Origin of the sequence: Neptuniibacter pectenicola (assembly GCF_001597735.1) — a bacterium.
GTDB classification, from domain to species: Bacteria; Pseudomonadota; Gammaproteobacteria; order Pseudomonadales; family Balneatricaceae; genus Neptuniibacter; species Neptuniibacter pectenicola.
Genome location: NZ_LUTS01000002.1, coordinates 280,265 through 293,294 on the forward strand (window position 1 = coordinate 280,265; position 13,030 = coordinate 293,294).

The window sequence follows — 13,030 nt, forward strand, 5'->3', positions numbered from 1 at the left end:
ACCTGTAGCGATGGGCGGGGCTGACAGGTTATTTACGTTATTTTAGCGGTGTTTATTTGCTGCGAAACTTAAGCGCACTAAATAGTATAGAGACGCCCAACAGCAGAATGGATATTAGCATCAAGCCTTCAGCCATAGTGATACCGAAGAGGAGCTCTGGCGTATATCCACAAGGCTCCCAAGGTTCAAATACTTGTGGGAACCACTGATCCAGTGCAAACCAGTTAGGTAGACCGCTGTTCATGCTGCAGCTATCAATGACCCAGCCGCGTTCAACTGCCAGTGTTTGCCAAGAACGTTCTGTTAAGCCAAGGCTGACAACAAGCATCAGTAAGTGGGAGAGCTTTGCACCCCAAGGGGCTTTTCGAGCAAAAAAACCTAAGATGGCGACAGCGGTTAAGGCCATAACCCAGATACGAACATGAATGCAGAGCACACAGGGGCCGTAATTTAATCCGTATTGAAAAAATAGGGCTATGCCTTCCATGCTAAGGCCGAGGATAATGAGCCCGAGCCAATACCACGAAGAGCGGCTTAAACAGCTTAATTTACCTAGCATCGAAATATCTCCCTTTTTATAAGTCATTTCTCTGATGCTTACGTTGCGAGAAGGTTCCTATAGATAGAAAAAACCGAGCACATCGGCTCGGTTTTTTTGGTGTCTACGCGCTTAGGCAGAGAGTGCTTTGCTGATGCGTCCAAGCGCATCTTCAAGTACATCCATGCTGGTTGCAAAAGATAAGCGCATATTGCCGGGTGCGCCAAAGGCGGAGCCCGGTACAAGTGCGACGCCAGCTTCTATCAATAGAAACTCAGCAAGTGCGATATCATCGTCAAAGCGGTCATCATTATCGATCACGTTTTGAAAGCTAGGAAATGCATAAAAAGTGCCGTCAGCAGGAATGCAGCTAACACCGGGTATAGTGTTAAGTGTTTTAACAACATACTCATGACGTGCCTTGAAGGCGACAACCATCTCTTTAACGCAATCCTGTGAACCTTCAAGAGCGGCTTGTGCAGCGACTTGGGCAATTGACGTAGGGTTAGATGTGCTTTGTGATTGGATCTTTTTCATTGCGCCAATCAACCAAGCAGGTCCTGCGGCATAGCCTATACGCCAACCTGTCATTGAGTAAGCTTTTGATACGCCATTCAATACAATGGTGCGATCATATAGTGCTGGACATGCATTTAAGATGTTGATGAATGGCTTATCATTCAAGCGAATGTGCTCATACATATCATCGGTTGCAATTAATACTTGAGGGTACTTTAACAGTACCTCGGCCAATGCTTTGAGTTCATCAAGGCTGTATGCAACACCGGTTGGGTTTGATGGGCTATTTAAAACCACCAAGCGCGTTTTATCTGTGATCGCGGCTTCAAGTTGCTCCGGCGTCATTTTAAAGCGCTGTGCTTGGGTTGTAGTGATAATAACCGGCTTTGCATCGGCCATAATGACCATATCGGGATAAGACACCCAATAAGGGGCTGGCACGATAACTTCATCACCTTCATTTAATAGCGCAAGTGATAAGTTAAAAAAGCTTTGTTTGCCGCCACAGGAAACGAGGATCTGGTTCGCTTCGTACGCTAGGCCATTATCCTGTTTGAATTTGTTAATAATCGCTTTCTTTAGGGATGGCGTACCGTCTACGGCGGTGTATTTAGTGAAACCTTCATTTAACGCCTGGATGGCGGCCTGTTTGATGTGATCGGGCGTATCAAAGTCTGGCTCACCAGCACCCAGGCCAATAATGTTCTTACCTGCCGCGCGCAATTCGGCTGCACGGTTAGTAACCGCCAGCGTGGGTGAAGGTTTTATGTTGTTGACGCGGTCTGAAAGTTGAACGTTCAAGCCTAAATCCTCAAAAAATTACCTGCTTGTACAATGGTATGAAAGGGACGCATCAGCAGGTAGCGATATAATCAGTAGAGATGCATAGCAAAACTAGATTAGACATCCCCAAACCCGCTAATAATACAGGAAAGAAAAGCCAGCATGAATCCTGTTTGGGTTAAAAAACGTCTTTTTGGCGCAATATATTGCTCATAATTCTATTAAAGGAAACTTTATTGCTTTGATTGTCTGCTTGGCTGGGCAAATAACTGCTCAAAATAAAAGGGAGTGGGCTATAATGCGCGGTTTATCTTTACATGGTTATGGTATGAAAGAGCGCTTTAAAGTCCATTCAAAATTTGCTCCGGCGGGTGATCAGCCTCAAGCAATTGCGGAACTTGTTGATGGTATAGAGTCGGGGCTGGCAGCGCAGACGCTTTTGGGGGTAACCGGTTCAGGGAAAACCTTTACGATTGCTAATGTGATTGCTCAAGTTCAGCGCCCAACCATTGTAATGGCGCATAATAAAACATTAGCGGCCCAGCTTTACGGTGAATTTAAAGAGTTCTTTCCTGATAATTCGGTCGAGTACTTTGTTTCCTATTATGATTATTACCAGCCGGAAGCGTACGTACCGTCCTCAGATACCTTTATTGAAAAAGATGCCTCTATCAATGACCATATAGAGCAGATGCGATTGTCAGCAACCAAAGCGTTGTTGGAGCGGGACGATGCTATTATTGTTGCCACCGTTTCAGCTATTTACGGGTTGGGTGATCCTAAATCTTATTTGGGCATGATGCTGCATATTGATCGTGGCGATATTATTGATCAGCGTGCCGTATTACGTCGTTTGGCTGAGTTGCAGTATACGCGTAATGATATAGAGCTACATCGTGGTACATACCGTGTACGAGGTGAAGTGATTGATGTGTTTCCGGCAGAATCTGAGCAGGAAGCGATCCGTATCCAGCTGTTTGATGAAGAGATTGAAGAGATTAGTTACTTTGATCCCTTGACCGGTGAAATACTACGTCGGGTTCCCCGCGCGACTATTTATCCAAAATCCCATTATGTTACGCCCCGTGAAACCTTGCTGGCGGCGGTCGACAAAATTAAAGATGAGCTACGAGAACGATTAAAACAGCTGCGTGATAATCAAAAACTGGTTGAGGCGCAAAGGTTAGAGCAGCGAACTCTCTATGATATGGAGATGATTATGGAGCTTGGGTATTGCTCAGGCATCGAAAACTATTCTCGCTACCTATCTGGTAGAGAGCCGGGGGCTGCACCGCCAACCTTATTTGATTATCTGCCGGATAATGCCTTGCTTGTACTGGATGAATCTCATGTCACTGTGCCGCAAATCGGGGCGATGTATCGTGGAGACCGTTCACGTAAAGAGACGCTGGTTGAGTATGGTTTTCGTCTACCTTCTGCATTAGATAATCGACCGATGAAATTTGAAGAGTGGGAGGAAGAGTCCCCTCAAATGATTTTTGTATCTGCGACACCGAGTAAATACGAGGCTGCTAATCAACAAGCGATTGTTGAACAGGTGGTGCGCCCGACGGGATTGATTGATCCAGAAGTTGAGGTTCGGCCTGCTTCAACTCAAGTGGATGACCTGTTATCAGAGATACATAAAGTTGTCGCTAAAAAAGAGCGTATTATCGTCACTGTGCTGACAAAGCGTATGGCTGAGGATCTGACTGAATACCTCGATGAACACGGAGTTAGAGTTCGATACCTTCATTCCGATATAGATACGGTTGAGCGTGTGGAAATTATTCGAGACCTCCGTATTGGTGAATTTGATGTCTTAGTCGGCATTAATTTACTTCGAGAGGGTATTGATATGCCCGAAGTGTCTTTAGTTACGATACTTGATGCCGATAAAGAAGGCTTCCTCCGTTCAGAAACATCGTTGATTCAGACAATTGGACGTGCGGCTCGAAATGTTAATGGGCGTGCTATTCTTTATGCAGATCGCATGACAGGATCGATGCAGCGCGCCATTGATGAAACGCAGCGACGTCGAGATAAGCAGATTGCTTATAATGAAGAGCGCGGGATCGTGCCTAAAGGTATTACGAAGTCGGTCGCTGATATTATGGAAGGAGCGAGTACGATCCCAGGCCGCAAAGCAACACGAACGGCGAAGAAAGTTGCGGAGCAGACAGGTGAGTATCAGGTAGATCCGTCATTGATGTCAGTTAAAGAGCTGGCAAAAGCGATGACACGCATCGAAGATAAAATGTATGAAGCCGCTAAAAATCTAGATTTTGAAGTTGCAGCACGTTATCGCGATGAATTACAGAAATTAAAACAACACACATTTGTTAGTTGAGTTTTTATCGATTTGACGGCAGTTTAAAACAAGGACGAGACGATGGCACGGCTACCTAGATTATTGATGTTTACAGCGGTGCTATTCATGACTGCAATCGGTGCAAGCCCGAGTATGGCCGCAGCTCAAGAAGCGGCCGCGGTTGTTTTAAGTATAGGGGAAAACACGGCCCAATTACCGCAGCAACCTAGTCGTGATCTCAAACGTAAATCTAGCATATATACGCAGGATTTAATCTCAACAGGGCCTAAAGGACAACTTCAGTTACGTTTTAGCGATGGTTCCCGTTTCTCCTTACGAGAAGAAACCGTATTCAGTGTTGAAACCTACCAATTTAATAAAGATACACCGGAAACGGGGAACTCAGTTTATCGCCTATTAAAAGGTGGACTGCGGACCATTACCGGTGCGATCAGTCATGCTAATGTGGAGCATTATCAAGTGCATACACCGATTGCAACTATTGGGGTTCGAGGCACACATTACACGCTTTTCTACTGCGATAGCGCCTGCCAACAAGATACGCGTGGCATAATGGGGCTGTACGGCTATGTCTTGGAGGGAGAAATCGTTGTAGAAAATGATTTTAGTAATGCGCCTGTTTCCGCTGGACATTACTTCTTCTTAGCAAGTAGGGAGAGTCGAATAGAGATGAAAGACACTCCTTTCGATATTTTTGAAACAGTTAAAGACCTAGGGCCTGTTTTAATCGATGGTGTTAATGATAAAAACATTCCTGCGACAGAGGTTTTGAACTCTAGAGCGTTACCACCACAATATCAGTAACAAAAAAAGCGCTAAGTTTTATTAAAATTGTAGATGTATCGTCCTTATATAGCTGTTAGCCTTAAACTAATAGTGTTTAAAAACCACTTATAATCTTGCTCAGGAGTAGTCAGTGTTCAGGAAATTATCTATTGGTCTGATGCTGAATGTAATGTGTTTGTCGACAACGGCAATGGCAGATACGGTCAGTGATTTGTCTCAGCTCCTTGAGAAAGGAGAGTCTGTAAAAGCCTACCAGTTATCGCTTGATAATCTTGATGAGATGGAAGGTGACCCTGCGTTTGATTTTCAGTATGGCGTAGCAGCCATTGATAGTGGGCATCTTAGTGAAGGTATTTTTGCTCTTGAGCGTGTTCATATGTTGGAACCTAAGAACTCGCTAGCGACGTTGGAACTGGCGCGTGGTTATTATTTGATCGCTCAATATGACAGAGCACAAGTGTTATTCCAGCAGGTTGATGCAGAAAATCCACCCGATGTAGTCCGCGCGCGTATTCAGCAGTTTCTGACCCTGATTACAGAAAAAACGTCAATTTCACCGACTAAATTTAAGAGCTTTGTCGAGCTGTGGGCAGGTTACGACTCAAATATAAACTCAGGTCCCGGCGGACAAACCAATGTGGTCATATTGAGTGACAACGCATTAGGTCGTGGCGATTCATATGCGCAAGTCAGGGTTGGATCGAGTGTTGAACATGCATACAACCCCGACAACGCGCTTGTGTTTAGTGCCAATGTCGATTCGCGTATTTACGATAGCGAAGATGAGCAAGACTACAATAATATTAATTTAAGTGCTGGGCATATATGGAAGGGTGAAGCTAATCAATTTCAATTCAACTTCAACCTACAAAAGTACCAGTTAGCCAATAACAACTACCGCGACATGTTTGGTATCACAGGCACGTGGAGTAAGCAGCTTAGTAAACGTTCGGTCATGAAGTTTTTCGTAGGGGCCAATGACCTCGCTTATGATGACCAGTCATGGAAAGATGCAACCCTGAGTAATGTCGGTGCAAGCTATATCTATGCAGGGGAGGGTGGCTGGCGTCCTCTTTATTTTATCAGTGCTTTTGCCGGAACAGAAAATCCAAAAACCGCGGGTATTTTAGCAAATGGCCAAGTTGATCGGGTTTTCCACGGCGGGAACTTAGGGATTCAGCTATCGCCTACTAGTGATATTAAGCTAACGCCCGCTATTACTTATCAACGTAGCGAATATAAAGGTAAAGATTGGATCTATAATATTAAGCGTAGGGATGATTTTGCTATGTTTAATGTGAATATGGAGTGGATGGTTGCGCCCTCTTGGACAGTGTTAGCTAATTATAGTTTTACCGATATAGGCTCGAATATTGAGCTTTATGAATATGACCGCCAGCAAGCAATGCTGGGCTTGCGTTATAACTTTCAGTGAGATTTAGCATATGAAAATCTATGTCACGGCGGCTCTATTTATACTATTTTCTAGTTTTGCCTCTGCTGCGCCTCAAAGCGTAGGTACTGTTATTTTGAGTTTTGGTCAGAATACGGCAGAGTCTGCGGGCGCCCAGCGGGTGTTGAAACGTAAAGTTGATGTGTATGCGGATGACCTGTTGAAAACGGGGGATACGGGGCGTTTACAGATACGATTCACCGATGGTGCGCGCTTATCATTAAAGCCGGGTACTGAATTTAAAATAGCTGAATATCAATTTGATGAGGCTAATCCTGAAGATGGAAAAGCGGTTTACCGGTTGTTAAAAGGCGGTATGAGAACGCTGTCTGGCCAGATAGGTAAAGTGGATAAAGAGGATTACACCTTAGATGCGGTTGTGGCGACAATCGGTATTCGTGGTACTGACTTTACCGTTGATAAGCAGGGCGATGAGGTCAAGGGGAGCGTTAATAATGGTGCGATTAACGTAGCTAATAAAGGGGGAGCCAGTGATATTGCAAAAGGCTTCTCGTTTCAGTTGGTGGGCGCTGAGGGAACGATAAATATATTCCGGACACCGACTGCGGTTCGTCGATCCCTTGATAGTAAGGATATTTCTGTGCCAGCCTCTCAAGTGGATAGTGAGAGTACGCAACAAATTACAGTGGCAGCTTCACCTAACCCAACAGGAAATGGTGAAGCCGCATCGGATGAAAGTGTTGTCGCTTTGGCTTTCTCGCAAGTGAATCTTGGTGGTGTAGAGGTCTCAGCAGGTAGTGTTGAAGGTGCTGACCGTAATTCTGATATTACAATAGATCGTACGCTGAGTGGCGGGGATGTTGTAACAGGCGTCGTCTTTAACGATGAAAGTAGTTTATCGTCCGATCCTTGTTCTCCTTGTGTTATATCTAGCCCGTCTCTGTTAGGGGTTGTGCTTGATCAGGGTGAGAGTACGGTCGGTACGGCTAAAGTTAGCTGGGGGCGTTGGGCCAGCGGTTATACTGTCGTTGAAAATGGTTTGCCGACGGTCACATCGGGTAGCTTTCATTTTATGTACAGTGATGATTTGACCCCAGATTCGGTTATTACAAATAAAACAGGCGATTTTGTTTATCGATATGACGCTACGCATGGTGGATATACAAGCCCACAAAACGAAACGGGCGCCACAGGTACATTGAATGATTTTTCAACAGTCACTGGCACGGGTGGGCATGTATATAGTGGGACCTACTTTCGAGTCGATTTTGATGGGCAAAAGTTACTAGAAATAGGCGTTGAAGCCGATATATTGGGCAATTCTTATGAGTTGCGCGAAGCTGCGAGTGCTGATTTGAACTTAAGTAGTGTATTAAATGGTGAAGAGGTTGCATTAACCGGTACCTGTAGCGGACTAACCTGCGGTGCTGGTGTTGTGTCTACTGATCTTTCCGGTCATATGAGTATCGATTTTGTGGGTGATAATGCGGAAGGTGCTGTCACAAGTTATGCTGCTGAAGGGGTGAATGGATTGACCGGCGTAGCGTCCAGCATCAATGGTACTATTTTTCTTGAAGGGGAGTCCTCTCCATAACTCAGGCAAGAAAGGCCTTAAGGAGAGCTTAGGTTAATTATCTGGTTGTGATGCAAACGATAAATCTGTTTATCAGGCAATAGTTGATGACACTGTTGCATAATGGTGTCTTCAAACCCAGGCTTTAAATGGGTGATCATGATTTTGCAATCATGGTTTAGCTGGGCTAATTGCTCTTGTAAGTGGCTTGGGGTTAAGTGGCCACTTAAGCGTGCGAGTTCATCTATCTCGTCGGTAAACGAGACATCAATAATCAGTAGATCAGGTTTACGATCATTTAAGATAGGCCAGAGCGCATCATTAATACCGGAGTCACCGGTAAACGCAAAGGATGCGTGCTCATCCGATAGAAAATAGCCAACCGTTGGGGTAGGGTGCTGCGCGGGTAGTACTTCGATGTTTTTGCCTTGTAGGCAAAGCTTATCCCCAGGTTTAACGGTGTGTAAGTGGATAATGGGCGACCCTTCAGGCAAACACGTGTAATCGGGCCAGATGGTCCAGTTGAAGATATGCTGCTTCAAGGCATCAATCACCTCAGGAAGAGCATAAATGTTAAGTGGCGCTTTGTGTTGGTCATAGATCGTAGCGAGCATTAAAGGCAGGCCCATAATGTGGTCAATATGTGCATGGGTAATGACAACATCACGTATTTTTAACATACGCTCCATTGTTAACAACTCGAGACCGGTGCCTGCATCGACCAATAACGAATCATCTACCAAAAATGTTGTAGTCTTTAACCCCTGACCTATGCCACCACTACAACCTAACACGTCGATCTTCACGTTCCACCTCAGATGTGCATCTAAATTAAGTACACTACTATGTACATTATGGTCGTTGGGTTGGAAAAAGCGACAGCAAAAAAATAGGACAACCAAATCGTTGAAGGTGCTGACTTTTTGGTAAAGCAAACGTTTGCTGAGTACGACAGTTTTATATAAACGCCAACGGCTCTTCAAGATACAGATATTAGCCCGTTGCAGCAAATGTATTAGTTTGAAATTTAAGCTTGTTAATAAGGGCGTATTGCTTTTATGCTCAATCTTTTAGCTTGCCTGTATTGTTTGGCTTGTTTTGTATCTAGGGTAGCGTGAACGCTGCACAATAAACCTAATAAAACGTATCAAAGAATGGATCGGGCTCCTTTCAATCGCTTCGTAGAACCGCTGTAGAGTAAGCTATGAAACAAAGAAAAATAAGGACATTGTTGGGCATTCTTCTCACCGTGCTAATGATCGTGCCTGTGGTGAGTGGCGATCGCCCGGAGTTGTTTGAACGCTTTGAGTATGACCTCTACGATCTACGTTTACGCCAGTTCCTATCCACAGAGCAAGATCCGCGTATTGTTATTGTTGATATTGATGAAAAAAGCCTTGCAGCGGAAGGGCGGTGGCCATGGAATCGTTCAAAATTGGCGCGTATGGTCGATCAGTTGTTTGATCACTACGGGGTGGCTATCCTCGGTTTTGATATGGTGTTTTCAGAAGCGGATCAAAGCATAGACTTGGTTGAACTTAAGCGCTTTTTAAACGATAACGCTAACGAGACAAATGTCACTACGCTGCTCTCTACACTTAACTCAGATGTGCATTTTGCCAGAGCCATCATGGATAGGTCTGTTGTATTGGGGTACCTATTTGACCGTAGTCCAAAGAATTTACAAGTGGGGCATCCCGGTAATGCGGTGATAGGAGGCGATCCTGTTTTAGCAACGTTACCGATTCCTGAAGCCAATGGTGTGATCTCAAGTTTGACGGCGTTGCAAAGTGAGAGTGTTTGGAATGGTTTTTTTGATAACCCAATGGTTGATTCAGATGGGGTGTATCGACGTGTACCTGTGTTGCAGCGTTTTGAAGGAGAGTATTACCCCTCACTGGCGTTAGCTATGTTGTTGGCGCTGTTTGATGAAGATAAAGTCCACCCTATTATTGAAACCGACTTTACCGGTGAAAGAGAGGCCTTGGTTGCGGTTGAAGCTGCCGGTATTCGTATTCCAGTCGATCAGCATGGTGCAGTATTAGTGCCTTATCGTGGTCCACAGGGGAGTTTTCCATATGTGTCGGCTACGGATGTTATTAATGGGGTTGTGAAGCCTGAAGTACTAGAAGGCGCTATTATTTTAGTCGGTACGAGTGCCGCGGGCTTGTTGGATCTTAGGGTAACTCCGATGAGTAATCGCTACTCCGGTGTGGAGGTCCATGCAAATATTTTATCGGGTATGTTAGATGAACGCCTTCAGCAGCAACCTGATTACACGCTCGGTGTGGAGATCGTCCAGCTTATTCTGTGCGGTCTTCTGCTCTCGTTTGTGATTCCTCGATTATCTGTCTTCGTTTCAACGCTCATTACACTGGCGATTAGTGGGCTAGTGATAGCGGTAAACCTGTATGCTTGGCAGCAGCTGTTGTGGGTTATTCCCTTAGGTTATACCTTGATCTTAATAAGCGTGTTGTACCTTTTTCAGCAAACGACAGGGTACTTTTTTGAGACGCGCAATATTGCCCAATTAGCCAATCAATTTGGTCAATATATTCCTCCGGAAGTTGTGGAGGAGTTAAGCCAGCAAGACCAAACGGTACAGTTGTCGGGTGAGAGTCGCGAGATGAGTGTGTTCTTCTCAGATGTTCGAGGATTTACCGATCTGTCAGAACAGCTCACACCGCAGCAGTTGACCCGTTTAATGAATATCTATTTAACGGGGATGACGAAGGTTATCCATGAACAGCGCGGCACGGTGGATAAGTATATAGGGGATGCGGTTATGGCTTTTTGGGGGGCTCCTATTAAAGATGAGGAGCATGCCCGTCATGCCTTACAAGCGGCGTTGAAAATGTTGGCTATATTGCCCGACCTTAATCAAGAACTTGCGCAGGAAGGTCTGCCGCCGGTAGAAGTGGGGATGGGGATTAATAGCGGTTTAATGAATGTTGGTAACATGGGCTCATCTTTCCGTATGGCCTACACGGTGATGGGCGACGCGGTTAATTTAGCATCACGCTTGGAGAGCTTAACTAAGTATTATGGGACCCCGCTGCTAGTTAGTGGTGATGTGGCGGTGATGGTGCCGGAATACCTTTATCGTAAATTGGACCGTGTGCAGGTAAAAGGCCGCCAGGAAGCGGTTGATATTCTAGAGCCTATAGGTTTACGTGAGCAGTGTACGCAGCATCAACGGGATGCGGTCACCTTATTCTCTAAGGGGGTGCAGGCGTATACACAGAGAGAGTGGGATGAGGCCGCGTTACGCTTTAGTGATTACTTATGTCTTGCCGCAGATGATGTGATGGCAAGAATCTACCTTCATCGTATCGCTGAATATAAAAGCACGCCGCCCCCACGTGATTGGGATGGCGTGTTTAGTCATACAAGTAAATAAAACTAAGCAAAGCCGGGCAGTGAGTCTATAGAAAACTCATCGATCTGCCTGGGGGTCATATGTTTTTGAGCATAGGAAAGGTAAGCGCCACTTTCGACAAAGAGCTTAAAGAGGTCGGCATCTAGGTGATTGTTTTCTACCATGCGGCCAAGGATCGTCATTGCTTGAGACAGTAGCATCCCTTTTTTGTAAGGACGGTCGGGCGACGTTAACGCCTCAAAAATATCCGCGATGCACATAATGCGGGCACGGGTTGATAGGTCATCGGCTTTTAGGCCACGGGGATAGCCGCTTCCATCTAAATGCTCGTGGTGGTTACAGGCAATCTCGGGCACATCTTTCAGTTGTTTCGGGTAGTTGAGGGACTCCAGCATATCGATGGAAACCTTAATATGGTCGCGCATGACTTGCCGTTCATATTCGGTCAGCGTTCCTTTACGGATACATAGATTCTCGGTTTCATCGTTGGTCAATAAATGACGCACCTTGCCTTCTATGTCGGTCCAGCTGATTTTTGCAAGGCTAAGGATACGTTCCACATCCTCATCGGCCATAAATTCAGAGCCGGCATTCGCGTGTTTTATAAAGTCTAGATCCTGTTCCAGCTGCTGTTGTTGCTGTTTTAAACGAACCTGAGCTTCAGCGCGTTCCTGTTCTGAGGCGGTGGCGCTTGTGGTTAGATAATCTATCTCTAAATGTAACCTGTATTCGCGAAATCTCGATTCAATCAAATCAATACGATCAAACATCGTATGTAGCTTGGTTGCTTTGTCGATAATATATTCAGGTGTTGTTATCTTGCCGCAGTCATGTAACCAAGCCGCTATACGCAGTTCATACATCTCGACGTCACAAAATGTCGTATCAGCAAACGCTCCTTGGTTTGCCGCGTTGACGGCGTCGGCTAAAAGCATTGCGATTTCAGGCACTTGTTCGCAGTGTTTGCCCGTTACGGGTGACTTATGGTCAATGGCACGGCCTATTAATTTGATAAATGACTCAAAAAGGTGGCGTTGTGCATCGATTAAGCGTTGTTTTGTGAGCACGGTTGCTGCAAGCGAGGCGAGAGATTCTACTAAATACTGCTGAGTTTCCTGAAAAGGAATGATCTCGCCTTTATCATCAATGGCATTAATAAGCTGTAAAACACCAATGATCTCACCCTCGTGATCTTGTAAAGGTACACAGAGGAATGATTTGGAATGGTAACTTAGCTGCTTGTCGAAATTGCGTGTGCCCGAAAAATCATAGGTTGAGCATGCATAGGCATCGGGAATATTAATGGTTTCACGCTGTACAAAGGTTTGTACGACCACTAATTTTGAGGCCTGCTGCTGTGAGTTGAAAACTTGAATCGCTTGTAGGTCATGGGGCTTGCGGTGGATGCCTAGAGAGCGGTTATGCAGAATAGTGAATGCTAACTCATTTTCATTCTCTTCATTCAACGTATACAGCGTCCCTCCATCCGCATTGGTGAGGTACATACAACCTAAAATGATACGGTCTAATAGTTTGGTATGATCTTTTTCAGTCGTTAAAGCGCTTGTTAAATCGGCTAAGTGCTTTGCGATTTCTTCTGGAGCTAAGTGAAACATAAAGATCCTGATCTACCTATTTTAGATGTAACTGTAAATGTGGCGCTCAAGCGCTGCGCTGTCAAGGGGCGGTGGCGTTAAATAGCCAAA

General features: G+C 45.2%; 9 protein-coding genes. 5 read left to right on the plus strand and 4 right to left on the minus strand.

From position 1 onward, the window contains the following. Nucleotides 1–52: 52 nt before the first annotated feature. Complete coding sequence (locus tag A3773_RS03855) at nt 53–559, minus strand: disulfide bond formation protein B (protein WP_067983266.1); 507 nt, start codon at nt 557–559, stop codon at nt 53–55. 111 nt (nt 560–670) lie between these two features. Beyond that, the gene (locus A3773_RS03860) at nt 671–1,858 is read right to left on the minus strand and encodes a pyridoxal phosphate-dependent aminotransferase (protein ID WP_067983269.1); all 1,188 of its coding nucleotides are present in this window, start codon (nt 1,856–1,858) and stop codon (nt 671–673) included. Between the two features lie 310 nt (nt 1,859–2,168). On the opposite strand from A3773_RS03860, the gene uvrB reads away from it, so the two are divergent. The 4 genes from uvrB (at nt 2,169) to A3773_RS03880 (ending at nt 7,966) form a co-directional block, all read left to right on the plus strand. After that, on the plus strand, nt 2,169–4,190 hold the full coding sequence (gene uvrB, locus A3773_RS03865; RefSeq protein WP_067983560.1) for an excinuclease ABC subunit UvrB: 2,022 nt from the start codon (nt 2,169–2,171) through the stop codon (nt 4,188–4,190). A gap of 42 nt (nt 4,191–4,232) precedes the next feature. After that, entirely contained in the window at nt 4,233–4,976 is a 744-nt protein-coding gene (locus tag A3773_RS03870; RefSeq protein WP_067983271.1) for a FecR family protein, read from the plus strand. A 112-nt stretch (nt 4,977–5,088) separates the two neighbouring features. Continuing rightward, nucleotides 5,089–6,393 (plus strand): tetratricopeptide repeat protein, encoded by a 1,305-nt coding sequence (locus A3773_RS03875; RefSeq protein WP_156473433.1) that lies wholly within the window; start codon nt 5,089–5,091, stop codon nt 6,391–6,393. 10 nt (nt 6,394–6,403) lie between these two features. Then, nucleotides 6,404–7,966: a FecR family protein gene (locus tag A3773_RS03880; protein ID WP_067983275.1), complete on the plus strand. Its 1,563-nt coding sequence runs from the start codon at nt 6,404–6,406 to the stop codon at nt 7,964–7,966. A 17-nt stretch (nt 7,967–7,983) separates the two neighbouring features. Here A3773_RS03880 and A3773_RS03885 read toward each other — a convergent pair whose 3' ends face one another. Beyond that, nucleotides 7,984–8,751: an MBL fold metallo-hydrolase gene (locus tag A3773_RS03885; protein ID WP_067983277.1), complete on the minus strand. Its 768-nt coding sequence runs from the start codon at nt 8,749–8,751 to the stop codon at nt 7,984–7,986. Nucleotides 8,752–9,149: 398 nt separating this feature from the next. On the opposite strand from A3773_RS03885, the gene A3773_RS03890 reads away from it, so the two are divergent. Beyond that, complete coding sequence (locus A3773_RS03890) at nt 9,150–11,345, plus strand: CHASE2 domain-containing protein (RefSeq protein ID WP_067983279.1); 2,196 nt, start codon at nt 9,150–9,152, stop codon at nt 11,343–11,345. Between the two features lie 2 nt (nt 11,346–11,347). On the opposite strand, the gene A3773_RS03895 is transcribed toward A3773_RS03890, so the two are convergent. Beyond that, entirely contained in the window at nt 11,348–12,940 is a 1,593-nt protein-coding gene (locus A3773_RS03895; protein WP_067983281.1) for an HD domain-containing phosphohydrolase, read from the minus strand. Between the last annotated feature and the right edge of the window lie 90 nt (nt 12,941–13,030).